A 22,293-nucleotide genomic window follows, 5' to 3' on the forward strand; every position below is an offset into this window, starting at 1 on the left:
ACCCCGGAGTCAGCAGCTCTTCTTCGTGGTGGAGGGCGCCGGTTTGGGCTGAGCCAGGACGGTCAGCGCGTTGTCGGCGTCCTCCTTCTTCGTCAGCGCCTTGAATTCGGTGCCGATGATGAGGTCGACCGTGGTGGCCCGGGCGCGGCCGTCGGTCTTCAGCTGGGCGCCGGAGAGCTGGGTGTTGAGGACGGGCAGCGCGGCCTGGTCGGCGGCCTTGGCGCCGACCAGTATCCCGGCGCCCGCGACCTTCTTGTCGTACGCGGCCGACGCGTTGCCCACGTCGCCGATCTTGAAGCCGCGCTTCTTCAGCTCGTCCGCCGTCTGCTTGGCGAGCCCGCTGCGGGGCGTCGCGTTGAGGACGTTCACGGTGATCTGGCCGGGTTTGGGCAGCGTGACCGCCAGGGCGGCGGCCGCGGAGGCCTTCGCCGTCGGCGTGACCTTCGATCCGCAGTCCGCCTTGGTGCTCGCGGCCGTGGCCTTGCTGCCACCCGTGTAGATGTCGATGAGCTGCAGGGTCCCCCACCCGATCAGCCCGAGTGCGGTGACGGAGGCGACGCTCAGGAAGGCGAGCTTGCGACGCCCTCGAGGTCGGCGCATCCGCGGGTACTTGTCCCCCGTGATCCGATACTGGCCACCCATGCCAGGGGGAGTAAGCATGCTCATGGGCGCAGCGTAGTGCGCCGAGACGCCAATGCCTACTAGATGATCATTGCCCGGTGTTCAGTTCAACCCATTGGGGTCAAGCCGTGGCCATTAGTCCAGTTCAAGAACGCGCGCGTGCAGCACCTGGCGCTGCTGGAGCGCGGCGCGGACGGCGCGGTGCAGGCCGTCCTCCAGGTACAGGTCGCCCTGCCACTTGACGACGTGGGCGAAGAGGTCGCCGTAGAAGGTGGAGTCCTCGGCGAGGAGGGTCTCCAGGTCCAGCTGGCCCTTGGTCGTCACGAGCTGATCGAGGCGGACCGGGCGCGGCGCGACGTCCGCCCACTGCCGGGTGCTTTCCCGGCCGTGGTCGGGGTACGGCCGGCCGTTTCCGATGCGCTTGAAGATCACACGGAAAGCCTACCGGTCAAGACCTTCCGGGCGCAGCCATGGCGACGGAGTGCGACGCTGGAAAAGATGTCGTAAATCCTTGCAAATCGGGAACAGGGGTCTGATATGAGTGACAGCGGGACCATGCCGTCGGCTGCCGCTGAGACCGCTCCCGAGCGGGTGGTGGGCGCCCCCGCGCTCCCGCGGGAGGCCCTGGAGATCGCCGCCGGCTACGCCTTCGCGGGTCCCGCCCTCGACCTCGGCGCGCTGATCTGGGACGGAACGTGCCTGCCCGACGCGCAGATCCGCATCCCGCTGCCGATGCTCAACCGGCACGGTCTGGTGGCGGGCGCCACCGGCACCGGCAAGACCAAGACGCTCCAGCTGATCGCCGAGCAGCTGTCGGCGCAGGGTGTCCCCGTCTTCCTCGCGGACATCAAGGGTGACGTCTCCGGGATCTCGGCGCCGGGCGAGCCCGGGACGAAGGTCCAGGAACGGGCCGGGGAGGTCCACCAGGAATGGACACCGGGCGGCTGTCCGGCGGAGTTCTACGCGCTCGGCGGCCTCGGCCACGGCATTCCCGTACGCGCCACGGTCACCAGTTTCGGGCCGGTGCTGCTGTCGAAGGTGCTCCAGCTCAACCGGACCCAGGAGCAGTCGCTCGGGCTGATCTTCCACTACGCGGACCAGAAGGGCCTGGAGCTGGTCGACCTCGTGGACCTGCGCGCGGTCGTCGCCTTTCTGACCTCGGACGAGGGAAAACGTGAGCTGAAGGGGATCGGCGGGCTGTCCACCGCCACGGCGGGCGTCATCCTGCGCTCGCTCACGGCCTTCGAGGCGCAGGGCATGAGCCCCTTCTTCGGGGAGCCGGAGTTCGACACGGGCGAGCTGACGCGTACGGAACCGGACGGCCGGGGCGTGGTGTCGGTCCTCGAACTGCCCGCCGTGCAGGACAGACCGCAGCTCTTCTCGACGTTCCTGATGTGGCTGCTCGCGGATCTCTTCCACGACCTGCCGGAAGTCGGCGACCTGGACAAGCCGAAGCTCGTCTTCTTCTTCGACGAGGCCCATCTGCTCTTCGGCGACGCGTCGAAGGCCTTCCTGGACTCGATCACGCAGACCGTCCGGCTCATCCGTTCGAAGGGAGTCGGCGTCTTCTTCGTGACGCAGACGCCGAAGGACGTCCCCGGAGATGTCCTCGCCCAGCTCGGCAACCGCGTCCAGCACGCGCTGCGCGCCTTCACCCCGGACGACCAGAAGGCGCTGAAGGCCACCGTGAGGACGTTCCCCGACTCCCCGTACGACCTCGAAGAGGTCCTCATGGGCCTGGGCACCGGCGAGGCCGTGGTCACCGTGCTGAGCGAGAAGGGCGCTCCGACGCCGGTCGCGGTGACCCGGCTGCGCGCCCCGCGGTCGCTGATGGGGCCGGTGGAGGCGGACGCGCTCGACCGTGCGGTGAGGGAGTCGCCGTTGTACGGGCGGTACGCGCAGGCGGTGGACCGGGAGTCGGCGTACGAGAAGCTGACGGCGGCACGGACCGGCGGCGGGCCGGCGGCCTCCGGCGCGACGTCGTCTCCGTCGGCCTCGCCCCCGCCGGGGCCCCAGGGCGGGCCGGAAGCCGCGCGCTCCGGCGGTCGGGGCCGGCCGAAGGAGGACGCCTCCGTCGTCGAGCAGGTCGTCGGCAGCGGGCTGTTCAAGTCCCTGGCCCGGTCGGTGGGTACGCAGATCGGGCGGGAGATCACCCGCTCGATCTTCGGGACGGCCCGGAAGCGGCGCTGATTCCAGCCCGACAGGGTTCCGGTCCCATAGGGCTCCAGCCCCACAGGGCTCCGGTCCCGGGAGGCCAGGAGCACCCCGGCCCGGGAGGGCGGGACGCCGGTTGTCCTGGCCCGGCCCCGGCTACTCGCCGGTGGCCGTCGCCGCGGCCTTCGTCTCCTGTTTGTGGGCGCGGACCTCGGCGAGGGACTCCGGGCCGGTGATGTCGGCGACCGAGCGGAAGGACCTGGCCTCGCCGTACGGGCCCGCCGCCTCGCGCCAGCCCTCGGGGCGGACGCCGAGCTGCTTGCCGAGGAGGGCCAGGAAGATCGGGGCCTTCTGCGGGCCGAAGCCGGGGAGTTCCTTGAGGCGGCGGAGGAACTCCCCGCCGGTCGTGGCGTCCTGCCAGACGGCGGCGGTGTCCCCGTCGTAGTGCTCGACGAGGTACTGGCACAGCTGATGGACGCGCTTGCCCATCGAACCGGGACAGCGGTGCACGGCGGGCTTCTCCGAGAGCAGCGCGGCGAACCTCTCCGGGTCGTACGAGGCGATCTCGTTCGCGTCGAGATCGTCCGCCCCCATGCGCTGGGCGATCGTGTACGGCCCCGCGAAGGCCCACTCCATCGGCACCTGCTGGTCCAGCAGCATGCCGACCGGGGCCGCGAGCGGGCTGCGGCCGAGCAGTTCGTCGGCCTCGGGCTGCCGGGAGAGGCTGAGTTAGGTTAGCCTAACCTGACATGGCTGGGGATGGACGAGTGGGGATGGACCGTGACCGCCGAGATCTACCGTGACACCTGGGGCATCCCGCATCTGCGCGCCGGAAGCGCGCGGGAACTCGCCCACGCGCAGGGCCGGGTCACCGCCCGGGACCGGGCCTGGCAACTGGAGGTCGAACGGCACCGCTCGCAGGGCACCTCGGCCGCGTTCCTCGGCGCGGAGTCCGTCGGCTGGGACCGGTTCGCGCGGCAGGCCCGGCTCGACGACACCGCGCGACGCTGCTTCGAGGCCCTGGACGAGCGGGATCCCGAGACCGCCGCGTGGGTCGTCGCGTACGTCGACGGGGTCAACGCCGGGCTGGCCGAAGGGGCCCCGCGCGCGCCCGAGTTCGCGGCGAGCGGGCTCGCCCCGGGGCGCTGGGAGCCCTGGAGTCCGCTGGGAGTCTGGCTCGGTACCCACATCCTGTTCGCCGGGTTCCCCGCCAAGCTGTGGCGCGAGGAGGTCGTACGGCGCCTCGGCGCGGACGCGGTCGGCCTGTTCGCCATGGACGGGCCGGGCACGGCCGGGAGCAACGGATGGCTGGTGAGCGGCGAACGCACCGCCACCGGGCACGCCGTCATCGCCGGTGACCCGCACCGCTTCATCGAGGAGCCCGGCGTCTACCAGCAGATCCGGCTCTCCTGCCCGGAGTTCGACGTCGTCGGCCTCGCCGTCCCCGGCGTCCCGGGCATCGCCCACTTCGGCCACACCGGGACCGTCGCCTGGGCGATCACCAACGCGATGGCCGACTACCAGGACCTCTACCGGGAGCGGCTGCGGCTCGTGGGCGCAGGGGACGCCCGGGACGCCGGGAACTCCGGGGGCGGCGCGGCTGTCGAGGCCCTCGATCCCGACGGTGTGTGGCGGCCGGCGGCACGGCACCTGGAGCGGGTGGAGGTGGCCGGCGGCGAACCCGTCGAGGTCGAGGTGATCGAGACGGCGCGCGGGCCCGTGATCATCGGGGGCGCCGGAGCCGAGGAGTCCGTCAGCCTCCGCTACCCGCCCCGCGTGACACGGGACCTCGGCTTCGGCGCGCTCCTCCCGCTGCTGCGCGCCCGCCGGGTCGCCGACGTGGACCGGGCGTTCGACGCCTGGGCTGAGCCGGTGAACGTCGTGCAGGCCGCCGACACCGAGGGCGGAGTGCTGCACCGCGTCGCGGGCCGGGTCCCGGTGCGCGGTGCGGCCGGCCGTACCCGGGTCGTGCCCGCCTGGGAGGCCGGGCACGAGTGGACCGGCTGGCACGAGATGCCGTACGGCCCGGTCGAGGACGGCCTCGCCGTGATGGCGAACCAGCGCGGCCCCGGGGCCCCGCTGGGCGTCGAGTTCGCGCCGCCCCACCGCGCCGCCCGTATCCGACAGTTGCTCGACGCGGGTGTGGAGTGGTCGGCGCGGGACATGCCGGCCATCCACATGGACACCCGTCTCGCCTCCGCCGCGGCCCTGTTGGACCGACTGCCCGCGCTTGGACTCTCCGGTGCCGCGGCCGGGCTCAGGGATCAACTCCTTCGCTGGAACCGGCACATGGACGCCGACAGCGACACGGCGGCGGTGTACGCGCAGGTGCGCGGCGAAGTCGTACGACGGCTCGCGGCCCATCCGGCCCTCGCCGTACTGGCCGGGCCGCCCGCCGTCCCGGATGTCTTCCTGCCCTGGCTCGCCCTCGCCCCGCGCGTCGCCTTCGCTCTCGAAAACCTGCTGACGGTACGGGAGTTGTACGGAATCGACCGCGACGACGTGGTGCGCGCGGCCGTCGAGGAGGTGGCCGCCAGGACCGTCTCCCGCACCTGGGGCGACACCCATCGCCTCGCCCCCTGGCGGGCGTTCACCGGCACCGCGTACGACGAACCGGCCCTGTCCGGCGACAACGACTGCGTCCTGTCCACCTCTTCGGTGCCCGGACTGACCGACCTGAGCGCCCGCGGATCCGCCGCCCGGTACGTCTGGGACCTCGCCGACCGGGACAACAGCCTCTGGGTGGTCCCGTTCGGAGCCGACGGCGTTCCCGGAGCGGCCCACCACCGCGACCAACTCCCCTTGTGGCTCAGGGGAGATCTCGCCCCGGTGACCACCGACTGGAACACGCTGACCAAGGAGAGCGATGACGACTGAGACGTACGCCGACGCCCGCGAGGCCGTTCACGAGCGACGGGTCGACGGTTTCGGCACGGTCCGGGTGCTGCCCGTCGACCCGCACGCCGACCTCGACGTCCTGCACGCCTGGGTCACCGAGGAGCGGGCCGCGTACTGGGGCATGACCGGGTTCACCCGGCGGCAGGTGCTGGAGACCTATCTCCACCTCGACTCGCTCGACACCCACCACGCCTTCCTCACGGTCAAGGACGGCGTGCCGGCCGCGCTCTTCCAGACGTACGAGCCCGAGGCCGACCGGGTCTCCGAGTGCTACGAGGTCGGGCCCGGCGACATCGGCGTCCACCTGTTGATCGGACCCCCGGCCCCCGGCGGCGGCGAGCGGCCGGGCTGGTCGTCCGCACTGGTCACGGCGTTCCTGGCGTACGCGCTGACCGGCCTCGACCGGCAGCGGGTCGTGGTGGAACCCGACGCCCGCAACGCCAAGGCCATCGCGCGTCTGACCCGGCAGGGATTCGTCCCCGCCGGGGACATCGTGCTCCCGGAGATCGATCTGCCCGAGGTCCATCTGCCCGAGAAGCGCGCCCTGCTCGCCTTCCTGACGCGGGAGGCCTTCGAGAAGGGTCCGACGGCGCAGAGGTGAGCCGGACGCGGCCCCCGTCCGTACGTAACCGAGACTCTGCACATGCGGATACGGAGACGGCGTGTGAACGGAAGCGGACAGCGAGACCGGCGACGGCTCGGCACACGGGCCCTTGCCCTCCTGGGCAGCGTCCTGGTGCTGGTGCTCTTCGGGGGCGTGGGCGCCGCGTCCGCCCACGCGGCGCTCACGAGCACCGACCCGCAGGACGGCAGCGTGCTGAAGTCGGCGCCCCGCGAGGTGACCCTGACGTTCAGTGAGTCGATCGGCCTGCTCGACGACTCCTTCCGCGTGCTCACCCCGGAGAACCGGCGCGTCCACACGGGCGAACCGAGCCACACGGACGGCCGTTCCGACACCGCCGGCGTCACCCTGCCGCGCGGCCTCGGCACCGGCACCTTCACCGTGGCCTGGCGGGTCGTCTCGGCGGACAGCCACCCCGTCTCCGGCGCCTTCACCTTCTCCATCGGCAAACCCTCCACGACAGTGGCACCCCCGCCGCCCACCGGTGGGAACCCCGTCTCCGCCGCCCTCTACGACATCGCCCGCTACGCCGCGTACAGCGGACTCGCCCTGCTCATCGGCGCGGCCACGTTCGTCCTGGCCTGCGGCTTCCCGGGCTCCGTACGGCGTCTGCTGGTGACCGGCTGGTGGATCCTGCTCGGCTCCACGTTCGCGCTGCTCCTGCTGCGCGGTCCCTACGAGCGCGGCACCGGCGCGGGCGGCGCCTTCGACCCGGCGATCCTGAGCGAGACCCTGACGAGCCGGCCCGGCATCGTGCTGGTGGCGCGGCTCGCGCTGCTCGCCGCGGTGGCCTTCGTGCCCCTCCGGGAGCCGGTACGCGACCGGGAGTCCAGCCGTGGCGTCCTCGTGCTCGGCGGACTGTTCTCGCTGGCGCTCGCGGTCACCTGGGCCGCCGCGGAGCACGCCTCCGCCGGGATCCAGGTCCCCGTGGCGATGGTCTCCTCCGTGTTGCATCTGCTCTCCATGGCGGTGTGGCTCGGCGGTCTGACGGCCCTGCTGACAGCCCTCCACCGCCCCGCCGAGCCGATCCCCCCGGCCGTCGTCACCCGCTTCTCCCGGCTCGCCCTCACCTCGGTCGCCGTCCTCGCCATCACCGGCGTCTACCAGTCCTGGCGCGGCCTCGGCTCCTGGGACGCCCTGACCTCGACGTCGTACGGCAGGCTCCTGGTCGTCAAACTCGTCGGGGTGACGCTGCTCCTGGCGGCAGCGGCGTTCTCGCGCCGCTGGACGGCCCGGCTGGCGACGGGGGAGCCCTCCACCACCGTCCCCGCCGAGCGGGTCGCGGTAGCGGTCGCGGTGCCGGCCGGAGCGCCGACGCACCCGGCCGCGGTCACCGGCGACCTACCGGAGGCGCACGAGGGCGAGGACGCGGGCGCCCAGAAGGACGCCGAGGGAGAGGGCCCGACGGAAGAGGGCCCGACGGAAGAGGGGCCTACGGAAGAGGGGCCTACGGGAGCCGGATCTACGGGAGACAGGCCAAGCGGAGCCAAGCCGACAGGGGACGGGCCGACGGGAGCCGGGCCCACTGGGGGTGGACCGGGGGACATCGCGCACCACCGCGGCCTGCGCCGCTCGGTGCTCGCCGAGGTCACCATCGGCATCCTGGTGCTGGTGATCACGACCATGCTGACCGGGACCCAGCCGGGCCGCGCGGCCACCGAGAGCGCCGCCGCCGTCGCGGCCGCGGCCCGGCCGACCGCGACGACGACACTGGTGCCCTTCGACGTCGGTACCCCGGGCGGCCACGGCAAGGTCCAGATCGAGCTGTCGCCCGGCCGGGTGGGCGAGAACTCCGTGCAGGCCGTGATCATCGGACCTGACGGCGGCCTCGCGACCGTCCCCGAAGTGCGCCTCACCTTCACCCTGGAATCCCAGAAGGTCGGCCCGATCGACGCGGAGATCACCGACAAGGGCGGCTACTGGACCTCCGACGGCCTCACCCTTCCCCTCCCCGGAACCTGGACCATGAAGGTCACGGTCCGCACCGGCGACATCGACGAGGTCACCGTCTCGAAGACGGTGAAGATCGGCTGAGGAACTCCGGAGAAGGCGGGAGCCGTCGGCTCCCGCCCCACCGCGTCGGACGACGTCGCCTCCGACAACGTCGAAGGGCCCCGCTGCAAGCAGCGGGGCCCTTCGACGTTAGTGCCCGGTGAGGCACTGGCGGAGGATACGAGATTCGAACTCGTGAGGGGTTGCCCCCAACACGCTTTCCAAGCGTGCGCCCTAGGCCACTAGGCGAATCCTCCGGGGCAAACAATACAAGACGTTGAGGAGTGCTCGCGAACTCGTTCCCCACCCCCGGCATCCTGTACTCTTTGCGGAGCCCCTCACGTGGCGCTATCTGACTGAACTCCCCCAGGGCCGGAAGGCAGCAAGGGTAGGTTGGCTCTGGCGGGTGCGTGGGGGGCGCTTGCGTTTCCGGAACGGGTCGCCGGACGGCCGCTGGACCGCCATCGGACGGCCGCTGGGACGGATATCGGGCCGGCCGGGGACCGGATGCCGCCGGGGTCGCGCCCGGGATGCGCTCAGGACGGTCCTTGTTGTCAGTGGGCGCCTATAACCTCGTAGACGTGTCGTCTCTCGCGCTGTACCGCCGCTATCGCCCGGAGTCGTTCGCCGAGGTCATCGGGCAGGGGCATGTCACCGACCCGTTGCAGCAGGCGCTGCGGAACAACCGGGTCAATCACGCGTACCTGTTCAGCGGTCCGCGCGGGTGCGGGAAGACCACGAGCGCACGCATCCTGGCCCGCTGTCTGAACTGCGAGCAGGGGCCCACACCGACCCCGTGCGGGGAGTGCCAGTCCTGTCAGGACCTCGCCCGCGACGGCCGGGGCTCCATCGACGTCATCGAGATCGACGCCGCTTCGCACGGTGGCGTGGACGACGCCCGTGACCTGCGGGAAAAGGCCTTCTTCGGGCCCGCGAGCAGCCGGTACAAGATCTACATCATCGACGAGGCCCACATGGTCACGCCGGCCGGTTTCAACGCGCTGCTGAAGGTCGTCGAGGAACCCCCGGAGCACCTCAAGTTCATCTTCGCCACGACCGAGCCCGAGAAGGTCATCGGGACGATCAGGTCGCGGACCCACCACTACCCGTTCCGGCTGGTGCCCCCGGGCACCCTGCGCGAATACCTGGGCGAGGTCTGCGGCCAGGAGGGGATTCCCGTCGCGGACGGTGTGCTGCCTCTTGTCGTACGGGCGGGCGCTGGGTCCGTGCGTGACTCCATGTCCGTGATGGACCAGCTGCTCGCGGGTGCCGCCGACGCCGGTGTGACGTACGCCATGGCGACCTCGCTGCTCGGGTACACCGACGGCTCGCTGCTGGACGCGGTCGTCGAGGCGTTCGCGGCGGGGGACGGCGCCGCCGCCTTCGAAGTGGTGGACACCGTCATCGAAGGCGGCAACGACCCGCGGCGATTCGTCGCCGACCTGCTGGAGCGGCTGCGGGACCTGGTGATCCTGGCGGCCGTTCCGGACGCGGCGGAGAAGGGGCTCATCGACGCCCCGGTCGACGTGGTGGAGCGTATGCAGGCGCAGGCCGGGGTCTTCGGCGCCGCCGAACTGAGCCGCGCCGCCGACCTCGTCAACGAAGGGCTGACGGAAATGCGCGGAGCCACCTCGCCGCGCCTCCAGCTCGAACTCATCTGCGCGCGCGTGCTGCTGCCCGCCGCCTACGGGGACGAGCGGTCCCTCATGGCCCGGCTCGACCGTATCGAGCGCGGGGTGAACTTCTCCGGCGGTGGAGCGGCCCCCGCCATGGGCTACGTCCCAGGACCCGAGGCGCACGGCGCGGTGCCGGTCCCGCAGGCCGGGCCTGCGGTGCCTTCCGGCGGCGGGCCCGCTGCTGCCCGGGCCGCGGCCCGGGGAGCGGGACCGGGCCCAGTGCAGGGCGTGGGATCTGGCGCGGGGCATGGAGCGGGGGCGGCGGGAGCCGGTGAGGGCGCCGGAACCGTGCCGGGAGCGATGCCCGGGACGTCCGCGCCCGTCGCGCCCGCGGCATCCGTCACCGCCCCGGCTCCGGCGAGTGCGCCTTCGTACGCCCCTGTGGCACCCGAGCAGCCCGCGGCCCCGCCTGCCGGTGCTCCCGCGGGGGCCGCGCCCGGTGCCTGGCCGACCGCGACCGCCGCCGGCAGCGGCAGGCGTCCCGGCGGCTGGCCCACGGCGACGCCCGCGGGCAGCGGCCAGGCTCCGGCACCGTCCGCACCGGCGCCCGCCGCACCCGCTCCTCCCACCGCCGCCGGACACGGAGCGCCCCAGGCTCCCGCTCCGGCACCGGCCGCGGGTGGCCCCGACCCCCGTGTGCTGTGGCCGAACATCCTGGAGGCGGTGAAGAACCGCCGCCGGTTCACCTGGATCCTGCTCAGCCAGAACGCGCAGGTCACGGCCTTCGACGGTACGACCCTGCAGATCGGCTTCGTCAACGCCGGGGCGCGGGACAACTTCGCGAGCAGCGGCAGCGAGGACGTGCTGCGGCAGGCGCTCGCGGAGCAGTTCAACGTGCAGTGGAAGGTCGAGGCCGTCGTGGACGCCTCGGGCGGCTCGGCACCGCCGGCCGCTCCGGCGGGCGGCGGGTTCGGCGGCGGAGGCGGATACGGCGGGGGCGGCAGCGCCGGCGGCGGCTACGGCGGCGGTGGTGGCAGCGGTGGCGGTGGTGGTTACGGCGGGGCTCCGGCCGGCCAGCGCCCCGCTCCCCAGCAGCCGTCCGTTCCGGCCTCGGGGCCCTCGGCCGCGCAGTCCGGCCCGTCCGCGGGCCGTGCGCAGGGCCAGGGCATGTCCGCGCCCGCGTCGGCCCCGGCATACGAGCCGCCGCCGGTCGCCCCCGAGGACGACACCCCGGAGGACGACGACCCCGACCTGGACGAGTCCGCACTCTCGGGCCACGACCTGATCGTCCGCGAGCTCGGGGCAACGGTGGTCGAGGAGATCTCGAACGAGTGAGGGGCTTGGCAACGCCGCTTCCCGGCGCTGCCTCCCGGTGCCCCGGCGCTGCCTCCCGGTGCCCCGGCGCTGCCTCCCGGTGCCCCGGCGCTGCCTCCCGCCGCCCCGGCCGTACTGGCTCCACCGGCGCGACTTCCCGGTGTTCCGGAGCCCCGGCAATCACCTCCGGCCGACGGGTCCCGTTGAATCCCGGGTGATGCTCGGCCCCCTGAGCGCCCGGACGCCGCACGCTCGGATCCCGCATGCGCGGCCACGGCTTCGGGAGCACCGTCGGACGGTCGGCCTTCGCCGAGTCCCGGAAATCCCGGAGCCGATCCCGGCGCTGGTCCCGGAGCCGCTCCAGCCAGACTGCCTCTCGCGTTCCCGAGCGTCCTCCCCGTGCTCCACGTCTCCGGGCCGGGAGCTCCCGGCCCGGCCCGACCGAGGCCCCTCAGAAGCGCCTCGGATCCGCCTCGGAGCCGTCTCGGAGCCGTCTCGGAAGCACCTCCGAGTGACGCCTCCCGGCGCTCGGGAGACCTGGTTCTCGGAGGATCGCACCAGTGCCGTACCCCCTCCGCTTCGGAAGCCCCCACAAGGGCACCCTCGCGCGGCGGCTAGGCTGACCCCGTGAAGGTCCTTGTCATCGGTGGTGGCGCCCGCGAACACGCCCTGTGCCGCTCCCTGTCCCTCGACCCCGACGTCACCGCCCTGTACTGCGCTCCCGGGAACGCCGGGATCGCGGAGGTGGCGGAGCTGCGCGCGGTCGACGCCCTCGACGGCGCCGCCGTGTCCGCGCTGGCCACGGAGCTCGGCGCCGAGCTGGTGATCGTGGGCCCGGAGGCCCCGCTGGTCGCCGGTGTCGCCGACGCCGTGCGCGCGGCGGGCATCCCCTGCTTCGGTCCCTCCGGGGAGGCCGCGCGACTGGAGGGCTCCAAGGCGTTCGCGAAGGACGTGATGGCGGGTGCCGGCGTCCCCACGGCACGCTCCTACGTCTGCGCGACGCCCGAGGAGGTCGAGGAGGCGCTCGACGCGTTCGGAGCGCCGTACGTCGTGAAGGACGACGGACTGGCGGCCGGCAAGGGCGTCGTCGTGACCGACGACCTCGAGGCGGCGCGGGCGCACGCCAACGCCTGCGACCGCGTCGTCATCGAGGAGTTCCTCGACGGTCCCGAGGTCTCCCTCTTCGCGATCACCGACGGCACGACCGTCGTCCCGCTCCAGCCCGCCCAGGACTTCAAGCGCGCGCTGGACGGCGACGAGGGCCCGAACACCGGCGGCATGGGCGCGTACTCACCGCTGCCCTGGGCGGACCCGAAGCTCGTCGACGAGGTCATGGAGACCGTCCTCCAGCCGACCGTCGACGAACTGCGCCGCCGCGGCACACCGTTCTCCGGACTCCTGTACGCCGGCCTGGCGATCACCAGCCGCGGCGTGCGGGTCATCGAGTTCAACGCCCGCTTCGGCGACCCCGAGACCCAGGTGGTCCTCGCCCGTCTGAAGACCCCGCTCGCCGGTGTCCTGCTGGCGTCCGCGAACGGCACCCTCGCCGATCTGGAACCGCTGCGCTGGAGCGACGACGCGGCGGTCACCGTGGTCGTGGCCTCGCACAACTACCCCGACACCCCGCGTACCGGCGACCCGATCACCGGGCTCGACGCGGTGGCCGCCGAGGACGCCCCGCACGCGTACGTCCTGCACGCCGGCACCCGGCACGAGGGCGGAGCGGTGGTGAGCGCGGGCGGCCGTGTGCTGTCCGTCACAGCGATCGGATCCGGCCTCGCCGAGGCCCGCGAGCGCGCCTACGCGGCGGTCGCCCGCATCGGTCTGGACGGTTCGCAGCACCGCACGGACATCGCGGCGAAGGCGGCGGCCGAGGCATAGCCCCAGGTCCCCATAGCATCACCGGGCCCCGGATTCCGTACGGAATCCGGGGCTTTGGCATGGTGCGTCCGGGCGCTTCCACCTGCGGGTTTCCGTAGGGAACAGGGGACCCGATCAAGGCCCGCCGTCATCCACCTTTCCCCAGAGCCATTCCATCGAGTGACCGATGGCCTATCCGGCTGACGAGGGCCGGGGCCCCAACTAGGGTGCGGCGAAAGCATTCCGGCACTTGGCCCACCGGCATTGCGATGTCGGTGGCGGGTGCCACAGTGGGGGAGTGACCAACGCCAGGGCATCCGTCGGCACCGGCAGTGAAAAGGCCGGGGCCCGGCGGACAATAGGGGGTGACGTCCGGTCGTGACCGGTATGGGTGTGGAGGTGGGCGCGCAGACCGCGCGCTCCCGGGCTCTCGCTGTGCTGCGCATCCGCAGCAGGGCGCTGGCCGTCGCCCTGCTGCCCGCGGCCGTGGCCGTCGTGCTGCTCGTCGGTGGCTCCACCGGCCGTATCACCGGCGGGCCCTGGGGGATCGCGCGGTGGATCGTGACGGTCCTCGCCGTCGTCGTCCTTCTCGCGGCGGCGGGCATCGCGCTCCTCGTGGCCCGAGCCCGGCCCGCGATGAGCCCCACGGTCCCGATCTCCGAGGAATCGGCCCCCGATCTCTACCGGATGGTCCGTGACCTGGCCGACCGTCTGGAGGTTCCGGCTCCCTCGGCGATAGCGCTCACTCCTGACTGCGACAGCTGGCTGGAGGACCGCACCCACCGGGCGCACGGCCGGTTCTCGTCCGGCGGCGGGGACGAGCCGGCCTACGCGGACGGCCGGCGCGGAAGCCTGGTCGGCGGCCGCCCGGTGCCCGCACTGGCGAACCGCGCCCGCCGGGTCTCCGCCACCCCCGTCCTCGTCATCGGTTCCCCCTTCCTGTGGTGGATGCGGGTCGGCGAGCTGCGGGCGGTCCTCGCCCCGGTCGTCGCCGGTACGGGCCCCTCGGCACACCCGGACATAGCCGCGGCCCGCCGATTCGTACGGGGTCTGGACGCGGCCGTGGCCGTGGCCTCGGCCCCCGGCCGTGACCCGCTGTCCCGCACGGTCCTGGCCGGCGCGGGCTGGGTGACCCGTCTCCTGCTGCGCGGCTGCCGGGTCCATGCCGCCGAAATGGAGCGGGGGGTGGCGTCCGCGGCGGCCGAGCGCGCACAGGCTGTGGACTACGGCGTGCGGATCGTCGCCCAGGAACAGGTGGGTCTGGCGTACGCGGGCTGGGACCGCCTGCTGACCCGTGTCGCGCTGCCCGCCTGGCGGATGGGCCGCTGGCCCTCCCGGCTGGACGTGGGCGTCGTCGCCGCGCTGACCGAGCTGTCCCGCCGCGACCGCCTGGCCGAGGGCTTCACCTCCCGGCTCGGTGAGCGCCCGGCCTGCGACCTGCTCGAAGAGCCCGGCACCGTGGACGAGGCGGCTTCGCTGCTCGCCGCCCGGCTCTTCCACGGCGGTCCCGCGGAGGCCGGCCCCGACTGGGCGCCGGTCGACTGGCAGGACTACCCGGACGAGGTCGTCGACCGTAAGTGGCGCACCGACGCGGCCCGCCTCCACCGGGTCCTGGACGCGCTCGGCGTCCGGCACCCCGCCGACCCCGCGCTGCCCGAGGCGGACGGACCGACCCTGGCCCGTGTGCTGGACCACCTGTCCGCACCGACGGGAGCCACGCCCGCCCCGGATCCGCACCCGGAGGCCGCCCTCGCCGTCCACCGCACGGAGGCGTACGGGGAGATGGGGATCGCCGAGAGCGACGACCCGGACCTCGCCGTGGGGAACGAGCGGTCGGCGGCCCTCGCGGCCGGGATCACCGCGGAAGTCGCCCGCGAGGAGGCGTCCGCCCCGGCGGCGCCCCAGCCCGCCGGGGGCGCCGAGCAGCAGGGACCCGACCACGCCCTCTGGGACGACCGGATGCTTCCGCTGTTCCCCCTCCAGCCGCCCAGGACCGCTCGTGAACTGCTGGCCGACCACGTCACGGCGATGGTCTGCTGCGCCGCGATGGACACCGCCGGGGCGGTGCCCGGACTCGACTGGCTGGACGGCCCGTCCCTCCTCGTCGCCGGTGAACGGGCAGCGGACCTCGGCCCCCGGGTCCTCACCCTCATAGAGACCGGGGACCCCACTCCCCTGCGGGACTGGCTCCGCCATCTCGGCGTCCGCCCGGAGAAACCGGTCCGCCTGGTCTGACGACCGTCCGGCCGGCCCCACCCGGCCCACCCACTCGCAGTCGGCTCGGCCCAGGCGGAGCCATCCGTTCCACTCACGTCAATTCGCGACGAACGGTGACGGACTGCGTGCGTAATGTGATGTGCTGGGACCGATCGCACACAGCGCAAGGGCTTACCAGTACGACGGGGGAACGAGGGAGGGGAGCGGACATGGGATCGGAGCAGATCCGCCGCTGGGAGTCGGGAGCACTCGCGCACGCGGTCACGGACCCCTTCGGCCAGGGCCCCGTTCCCTGGCTCCGCGGCAGTGAGACCTATTTCGACGACACCGGCCATGTCGTCCCCTGGTACCTGGACACCGAAGCACCCCAGGCGCCCCAACCGGCGACCGGCGCCTCACGGATCCCGGCCCCGCGCTCCACCTCACGCACCCGCCCGCGCACCGGCCCCGGAGGCCCCCGCTCCGCGGACGACGTCCACCGCCAGATCAAGGGCTTCACCACCACGGGTGCCGCCGCCCCCGGCGAGTCCATCGACTTCCACGTCACGGTCGACCCGCCGCAGGAGTTCAGCGTCGACATCTACCGCATCGGCCACTACGGCGGCGACGGCGCCAGCAAGATCACCACGAGTCCGCGGCTCTCCGGCATCGTCCAGCCGTCGCCGCTCACCGCCGACCGCACCGTCTCCTGCCATCACTGGTGGCTGTCCTGGCGCCTGCAGATCCCGTCCTACTGGAGCGTCGGCGCCTATGTCGCCGTCCTCACCACCGTCGACGGCTACCGCTCCCACGTCCCCTTCACCGTCCGCAACCACCAGACGGCCGATCTGCTCCTGCTGCTCCCGGACATCACCTGGCAGGCGTACAACCTGTACCCGGAGGACGGTCACACCGGCGCCAGCCTCTATCACGCGTGGGACGAGAACGGCCGGCTGCTCGGCGAGGCCGACGCCGCGACGACCGTGTCGTTCGACCGCCCCTACGCGGGCGCGGGCCTCCCCCTCCATGTGGGGCACGCCTACGACTTCATCCGCTGGGCGGAGCGCTACGGATACGATCTCGCCTACGCCGACGCCCGCGATCTGCACGCCGGGCGTGTCGACCCCACCCGCTACCGCGGCCTGGTCTTCCCGGGCCACGACGAGTACTGGTCGCCGCAGATGCGCCGCACCACGGAACTCGCCCGCGAACACGGCACCTCGCTCGTCTTCCTCTCCGCCAACACCATGTACTGGCAGGTGGAGCTGGGGCCGTCCCCGTCGGGTGTCGCCGACCGGCTGCTGACCTGCCGGAAACGCCGGGGTCCTGGCAAGCCCGCCCTGTGGCGGGAGATCGACCGCCCGGAGCAGCAGCTCATCGGCATCCAGTACGCGGGACGCGTCCCCGAGCCGCACCCCCTGATCGTCCGCAACGCCGACCACTGGCTGTGGGAGGCGACCGGCGCGCACGACGGCGACGAGGTGGAGGGCATGGTCGCGGGCGAGGCGGACCGTTACTTCCCGCGCACCCCGCTGCCGGAGCACCAGGACCGGATCCTGCTCGCGCACTCCCCGTACCCGGACAGCGAGGGCACCCTCCGCCATCAGGAGACCTCGCTCTACCGGGCCCCGTCCGGCGCCCTGGTCTTCGCATCCGGGACGTTCGCGTGGTCTCCGGCCCTCGACCGACCCGGCCACGTGGACCACCGTATCCAGCGGGCGACCGCCAATCTCCTCGACCGCATCTGCAAACACGACTGAGACACGACCGGGAGATACGACCGGGGAAGCCCCGCCGGGCGCCTCGCGGCACGCCCGCACCGCAGGCACCCGGACCCGCACATCACGGCCCCCTGTCCACACCCGCTCGCCCCATACGGGAGAATCGAGGCAGTTGGACATAACCACGGGGAGGAACCGTGTCCGGATTCGTCGAAAAGCCCGAGCCCCTTCAGGTGCCGGGTCTGGTACATCTGCACACCGGCAAGGTGCGCGACCTGTACCAGAACGAGGCGGGCGACCTCGTGATGGTCGCCAGCGACCGCATCTCCGCCTACGACTGGGTTCTCCCCACCGAGATCCCCGACAAGGGCCGCACACTCACCCAGCTCTCCCTGTGGTGGTTCGACCAGCTCGCCGAGCTGGCGCCCAACCATGTGCTGAGCACCGAACTCCCGCCGGGCGCCCCCGCCGACTGGGCCGGCCGCACCCTGATCTGCAAGTCCCTGCGGATGGCTCCCGTCGAATGCGTCGCCCGCGGCTATCTGACCGGCTCGGGTCTCGTCGAGTACAACGAGTCCCGCACGGTCTGCGGCCTCGCGCTGCCCGAGGGTCTCGTCGACGGCTCGGAACTCCCCGCGCCGATCTTCACCCCGGCCACCAAGGCCGCGGTCGGCGAGCACGACGAGAACGTGTCGTACGAGGAGGTCGCCCGTCAGGTCGGCGCCGACACCGCGGCCGAGCTGCGCCAGGCGACCCTGGCCGTCTACGGCCGCGCCCGTGATATCGCGCGCGACCGGGGCATCATCCTCGCGGACACCAAGTTCGAGTTCGGCTACGACGGTGACACGCTCGTCCTCGCCGACGAGGTGCTGACCCCGGACTCCTCGCGCTTCTGGCCCGCCGACGTCTGGGAGCCGGGCCACGCGCAGCCGTCCTTCGACAAGCAGTACGTCCGGGACTGGCTTACCTCCGCGGAGTCGGGCTGGGACCGCAGGAGCGAGCAGCCGCCGCCCGCCCTGCCCGAGCACGTCGTGGAGGCCACCCGCGCCAAGTACATCGAGGCGTACGAGCGTCTGACGGGCGTCAGCTGGACCTGACCCCGGACCGGGCCCGGCCACCGGCCGGGTCCGGCAGCCCTCCGAGCCGGACAGTCCGAAGGATCTCCGGCCCCGGCAGGCGCACACGAAGAAGCCCCCGACCAGAGGTCGGGGGCTTCTTCTCCGGAGCGGACGACCAGGTTCGAACTGGCGACCTCAACCTTGGCAAGGTTGCGCTCTACCAACTGAGCTACGTCCGCATGCGCCGTGGCGCGACAGCCACTATACCCAACCTCGCTCCCGTGCGAGACGCACTGCCGCGTGACGGTTTTCCGCGCCCAGCTTGGACGCGGCCGACGACAGATAGTTCCGCACGGTCCCCTGGGACAGCGCGGCGCGCTCCGCGATCTCCGCCACGGGCGCCCCGTCGGCGGCGAATTCGAGCACCTCGGCCTCGCGCGCGGTCAGCGGCGAGTCCCCGGCGGAGATCGCGTCGGCCGCCAACTCCGGGTCCACATAACGGTTTCCCGCGTGCACGGTACGGATGATCTCCGCAAGCCGCCGCGCGCTGACGGTCTTCGGGACGAACCCGCGCACACCCGCCGCAAGCGCTCGCTTCAGATGCCCCGGCCGCCCGTGACTCGTCACGATCAGCACCTGGCAGCCCGGCAGTTCGGCCCGCAGGGATGTGGCCACACTCACACCGTCGGCCCCCGGCATCTGAAGATCCAGGACGGCGACATCGGGCACATGCGCCCGAGCCATCGCCAGCGCCTCCGGTCCGGTCGCCGCCTCGGCCACCACGACGAGGTCGTCCTCCAGCCCGAGCAGTGCGGCCAGTGCTCCCCGGATCAGATGCTCGTCGTCGGCGAGCAGCAGCCGTACGGGAGCGTCGGGCGTCGGCGCGCCGGGCGGTACGGACGTCATGGGGTGGCCTCTCTCACCTGGTGCGGAACGGACGGGGGCGGCGACGGCTCTCGCCGCGTCTCGCCGTCCCCCGAGTCCGAGCTCCCGTCTCCGGGACGGTCACTGTCCCTGTCTCCGGGGCGGTCCCGGTCCCTCTCCCCGGTCTTGTCTCTGTCCCGGTCTCTGTCTCTGACCGGGGAGGCGGGCAGCGGTACTTCCGCCGTCAGCCGGAACACTCCGCCGCTCGCGCCGGCCCGCAGTACCCCGTCCACCTCCCCCAACCGCTCACGCAGCCCCACGAGACCGGTTCCTCTCCGCTGCCCGGAGCCGCCGTCCGGTCCGGGGCCCGGTCCCGCGTCGTTCGGCACCCCGTCGTTCTCGACGGTGAGGGTCACCCGCTCCTCCGTCACGCGCAGCGACAGCGCGCACCTCTTGGCGTCCCCGTGCCGCAGCACGTTCGTGGTCGCCTCCCGCACGACCCAGCCGAGCGCCGACTGCACCTGCGCGGGCAGCTCCGGGGCGGTGGCGGTGATGTCGCAGTCGATTCCCGCCGCGGTCAACACCCCTTGGGCTCCTGCCAGTTCGTTGGTCAGATCGGCGTCGCGGTAGCCCCGTACGACCTCCCGTACCTCCCGCTGGGACTCCCGGGCGATCCGCTGCACCTCGGTCATCTGGTCCACGGCCTCGGCCCGCCCGCGCCTGGCCAGCTGTACGGCGAGTTCGCTCTTGAGGGCGATCACCGCGAGGTTGCGGCCCATCACGTCGTGCAGATCGCGGCCGAAGCGCAGCCGCTCCTCGGCGACGGCGAGCCGGGCGCGGGTCTCGCGGGCCTCGTCGAGTTCGTAGACGGCGTCGAGCAGCCAGACGGAGAAGCCCGCGGTGAACGTCAGGAAACCGGCGGTCAGCAGGACCAGGACGGCGGTGACCAGCGCGGCGGGACCGGGGAAGCCGAGGGGGAGGGACAGGACGCCGGCACCCGCCGCCGCGCCGAGGACGCCGTACGTCATCCGGCGTCTGTGGCGCGTCCCGAGCGCGACCGTGCCCGTGCCGAACGCGGTGACACCGACGAGCACCGAGGAGGCGACCAGGTATCGGCCGTCGCTCGCCGGGCGCCACGGGGTGCCCGAGACGACGGCCCCCACGACGGCCACGACGGAGGTGCTCACGGCCAGCGCGAGCAGTGTCCGCCTGGGCTGTTCGCGGGTACCGCGCGTCCAGTCCAGCGCCTGCGAGGCGGTCACCGCGCAGAACGCGGAGTGCCCGCACACCAGCAGGAACAGGATCCAGGACCGTCCCGTCGGCATGTCCCCGAAGAGGGGCAGCCCGATCGAGGCGGCTTCGAGCACGGTGAAGAAGTGGAACGACCACCGTGTGTACGTCTCGACCTTCGCCGGTGTGCTCTTGCCCCGCCACCAGCCGGACGGCCTGCCCATGCCCACCCCCACGTCCGTGGTCACCGCCGCGGCTCCCAGCGGAACCACCGGCGTACAGCAAACACCGCGATCACCGTCCAGGCCACCGCCGTGAAGAGGGCGCCCGCGGTGTCGTGGGCGGAGAGGTGCCCGGTCCAGCCGCCGCGGATCAGGGTGATCACCGGGGTGAGCGGCAGCAGTTCGCAGAACGGGGCCATGCCGTCGGGCAGCGTCTCCAGGGGGATGAAGGTCCCGGAGCCGACCAGCGACACCAGCGTCAGGGGCGTGGCCGCGACCTGGGCCCCCTCGACGCTCTTGCTGAAGCTCGCGGTGACGGCGGCGAGCGCCGGCCAGGTGATGAGCGCCAGCAGCAGTCCCAGCAGGACGAGTTGGGGTTCCTTGGGGGTGCCGACGCCGAGTGTCACCCGGTAGGCGACGGTCAGGATCAGGCACTGGGCGAGACCGATCGCGACCGAGGGCAGCGCGGCGCCCGCGAGGATCTCGACGTCCCGCAGCTCCCCGGTGCGCAGCCGCTTGAGGACGAGTTCCTCGCGGCGGGCCGCGTACACGCTCACCAGGGAGCTGTAGACGGCGAAGAGGAGCGAGAAGCCGATGGAGGAGGGGAGCAGGATCGACCCGACGGTGAGTCCGGTGCCCTTCAGGTCCATCGTGTCGACGGTCGAGCGGAGCATGAACGGCATGACCAGCGGTACGAACACCGCTGCCGCGAGGGTCGCCTTGGTGCGGCCCAGCAGCGTCAGTTCGGCGCGTGCCAGTGCTCTCGTCCGGCCGGCGGCCGTGGTCCTCGGCGTGCCGGCGCCGGTGGTGACTGCCGTTCCGCTCATGCCGCTGTCCCCCTCTTCCGCGCTTTCGCGGCGGTCCTGTCGTCCCGGGAACGCCCGGCCGTCTTCCGGGCGTCCGAGGCCGGTTCCGCCGTCCTCGGCCCGTGCGCGCCCTGCGTCGCCGCCTCCCGCGCGATCCGCAGGAACGCCTCCTCCAGGGAGGCCGAGCGCACATCGAGCCTCCGCAGCTCGACCCGCGCCCGCTCGGCCCACACGAGCAGGGCGGTGGCCGTCCGTTGCAGCTCGTGGGTGCGCAGCCTGATCACGCGGCCCGCTGTCTCGTGGCCGCTCACACCGAGTTCCGGCAGCGGGGGCAGATCGCCGGGGAAGTAGCCGTCGGGCAGCTCGAAGGAGACGTGCGACGGCTGGGAGGCGGTCACCTCGGCGGGAGTGCCGAGGGCAGCGATCCGTCCTTCGTGGAGGATCGCCAGCCGGTCGGCGAGTACCTCCGCCTCCTCCAGATAGTGGGTGGTCAGCAGGACCGTGGTCCCGCCGTCGCGCAGTTCACGGATCAACTCCCAGGTGCCGCGGCGGCCTTCGACGTCGAGTCCGGTCGTGGGCTCGTCGAGGAAGAGGACCTCGGGGGCGCCGAGGATCGCGAGCGCCAGGTCAAGGCGCCGCTTCTCACCGCCGGACAACTGCTTCACGCGCACGTCGGAGCGGTGCGCGAGGCCGGCCCTGTCCAGTGCCTGTTCCATGGGCCGGGCCCCACTGGTGCACGCGGCCCACATCCGCGCGGTCTCCGCGACCGTCAGCTCGGAAGGGAATCCGCCTTCCTGGAGCATCATGCCGATACGGGGGCGTACGGCGGCCCGGTCCGCGTACGGATCGTGCCCGAGGACCCGCACGCGCCCGCCGGCCGGGGGCGCCAGACCCTCGATCACCTCGACGGTGGAGGTCTTGCCCGCGCCATTGGTGCCGAGAAGAGCGAAGAGCTCACCGCGGCCCACGGAGAAGGTGACTCCGCGCACCGCCTCGAAAGCTCTTCCGTCGCCCCCGTACACGCGCCGCAGATCAGTGACCTCGATCACGTCATCTCGCTCGTTCGTGTTCATGAGATCAGCGTCCCGGCGGACGGGTCCCGGCAGCAGTGCGCGTTGTC

The 22,293-nt window shown here is 72.6% G+C and carries 15 protein-coding genes, 2 tRNA genes, 1 other RNA gene and 1 pseudogene; 10 read left to right on the top strand and 9 right to left on the bottom strand.

Translation table 11 applies throughout. The features are described 5' to 3' along the window. Window positions 1–9 precede the first annotated feature (9 nt). Window positions 10–666 (bottom strand): LytR C-terminal domain-containing protein, encoded by a 657-nt coding sequence (locus ACZ6KY_RS14035; RefSeq protein WP_469310530.1) that lies wholly within the window; start codon window positions 664–666, stop codon window positions 10–12. A gap of 90 nt (window positions 667–756) precedes the next feature. Then, window positions 757–1,053, bottom strand: coding sequence for a type II toxin-antitoxin system VapB family antitoxin (locus tag ACZ6KY_RS14040; RefSeq protein WP_003999914.1), 297 nt, complete (start codon window positions 1,051–1,053; stop codon window positions 757–759). 105 nt (window positions 1,054–1,158) lie between these two features. On the opposite strand from ACZ6KY_RS14040, the gene ACZ6KY_RS14045 reads away from it, so the two are divergent. Further along, entirely contained in the window at window positions 1,159–2,811 is a 1,653-nt protein-coding gene (locus ACZ6KY_RS14045) for a helicase HerA-like domain-containing protein (RefSeq protein ID WP_469310531.1), read from the top strand. A gap of 120 nt (window positions 2,812–2,931) precedes the next feature. Here ACZ6KY_RS14045 and ACZ6KY_RS14050 read toward each other — a convergent pair. Further along, window positions 2,932–3,504, bottom strand: a pseudogene (locus ACZ6KY_RS14050) (HhH-GPD-type base excision DNA repair protein); the annotation flags it as partial. 51 nt (window positions 3,505–3,555) lie between these two features. Here ACZ6KY_RS14050 and ACZ6KY_RS14055 point away from each other — a divergent pair. From ACZ6KY_RS14055 to ACZ6KY_RS14065, 3 genes are read left to right on the top strand one after another with little or no spacing between them, the layout of a single operon-like run. After that, window positions 3,556–5,652, top strand: a complete 2,097-nt coding sequence (locus ACZ6KY_RS14055) for a penicillin acylase family protein (RefSeq protein WP_469310532.1) — start codon at window positions 3,556–3,558, stop codon at window positions 5,650–5,652. Next, window positions 5,642–6,274, top strand: a complete 633-nt coding sequence (locus tag ACZ6KY_RS14060) for a GNAT family N-acetyltransferase (RefSeq protein WP_469310533.1) — start codon at window positions 5,642–5,644, stop codon at window positions 6,272–6,274. Before ACZ6KY_RS14055 ends, ACZ6KY_RS14060 begins: the two co-directional genes overlap by 11 nt. Window positions 6,275–6,316: 42 nt before the next feature. Then, window positions 6,317–8,329, top strand: coding sequence for a copper resistance CopC/CopD family protein (locus ACZ6KY_RS14065; protein WP_469310534.1), 2,013 nt, complete (start codon window positions 6,317–6,319; stop codon window positions 8,327–8,329). Window positions 8,330–8,456: 127 nt separating this feature from the next. Here ACZ6KY_RS14065 and ACZ6KY_RS14070 read toward each other — a convergent pair. Next, window positions 8,457–8,544, bottom strand: a tRNA-Ser gene (locus ACZ6KY_RS14070). 72 nt (window positions 8,545–8,616) lie between these two features. Here ACZ6KY_RS14070 and ffs point away from each other — a divergent pair. The 6 genes from ffs to ACZ6KY_RS14100 all read left to right on the top strand — a co-directional run bounded on the left by ffs (window position 8,617) and on the right by ACZ6KY_RS14100 (window position 18,091). Then, window positions 8,617–8,715: signal recognition particle sRNA small type (gene ffs, locus ACZ6KY_RS14075), an RNA gene on the top strand. A 153-nt stretch (window positions 8,716–8,868) separates the two neighbouring features. Continuing rightward, on the top strand, window positions 8,869–11,238 hold the full coding sequence (locus ACZ6KY_RS14080; protein ID WP_469310535.1) for a DNA polymerase III subunit gamma and tau: 2,370 nt from the start codon (window positions 8,869–8,871) through the stop codon (window positions 11,236–11,238). Between the two features lie 606 nt (window positions 11,239–11,844). Then, on the top strand, window positions 11,845–13,098 hold the full coding sequence (gene purD / locus ACZ6KY_RS14085) for a phosphoribosylamine--glycine ligase (protein ID WP_469310536.1): 1,254 nt from the start codon (window positions 11,845–11,847) through the stop codon (window positions 13,096–13,098). 366 nt (window positions 13,099–13,464) lie between these two features. Then, window positions 13,465–15,312, top strand: coding sequence for a M48 family metalloprotease (locus ACZ6KY_RS14090; protein ID WP_469310642.1), 1,848 nt, complete (start codon window positions 13,465–13,467; stop codon window positions 15,310–15,312). A gap of 191 nt (window positions 15,313–15,503) precedes the next feature. Next, entirely contained in the window at window positions 15,504–17,033 is a 1,530-nt protein-coding gene (locus ACZ6KY_RS14095; protein ID WP_469310537.1) for a N,N-dimethylformamidase beta subunit family domain-containing protein, read from the top strand. Window positions 17,034–17,191: 158 nt separating this feature from the next. Continuing rightward, complete coding sequence (locus ACZ6KY_RS14100; protein ID WP_469310538.1) at window positions 17,192–18,091, top strand: phosphoribosylaminoimidazolesuccinocarboxamide synthase; 900 nt, start codon at window positions 17,192–17,194, stop codon at window positions 18,089–18,091. Between the two features lie 127 nt (window positions 18,092–18,218). Here ACZ6KY_RS14100 and ACZ6KY_RS14105 read toward each other — a convergent pair. The 5 genes from ACZ6KY_RS14105 to ACZ6KY_RS14125 all read right to left on the bottom strand — a co-directional run bounded on the left by ACZ6KY_RS14105 (window position 18,219) and on the right by ACZ6KY_RS14125 (window position 22,246). Further along, window positions 18,219–18,291 (bottom strand) — tRNA-Gly (locus ACZ6KY_RS14105). Window positions 18,292–18,313: 22 nt separating this feature from the next. Next, on the bottom strand, window positions 18,314–18,958 hold the full coding sequence (locus ACZ6KY_RS14110) for a response regulator (protein ID WP_469310539.1): 645 nt from the start codon (window positions 18,956–18,958) through the stop codon (window positions 18,314–18,316). Then, window positions 18,955–20,370 carry a sensor histidine kinase gene (locus ACZ6KY_RS14115; RefSeq protein ID WP_469310643.1) on the bottom strand — a complete coding sequence of 472 codons (1,416 nt, stop codon included), beginning with the start codon at window positions 20,368–20,370 and terminating at the stop codon, window positions 18,955–18,957. The genes ACZ6KY_RS14110 and ACZ6KY_RS14115 overlap by 4 nt, the downstream gene beginning before the upstream one ends. Before the next feature lie 20 nt (window positions 20,371–20,390). Continuing rightward, window positions 20,391–21,194, bottom strand: coding sequence for an ABC transporter permease (locus tag ACZ6KY_RS14120; protein ID WP_469310540.1), 804 nt, complete (start codon window positions 21,192–21,194; stop codon window positions 20,391–20,393). Beyond that, window positions 21,191–22,246, bottom strand: coding sequence for an ABC transporter ATP-binding protein (locus tag ACZ6KY_RS14125; RefSeq protein WP_469310541.1), 1,056 nt, complete (start codon window positions 22,244–22,246; stop codon window positions 21,191–21,193). Before ACZ6KY_RS14125 ends, ACZ6KY_RS14120 begins: the two co-directional genes overlap by 4 nt. Between the last annotated feature and the right edge of the window lie 47 nt (window positions 22,247–22,293).

It is taken from the genome of Streptomyces sp. NPDC042002 (assembly GCF_055588305.1).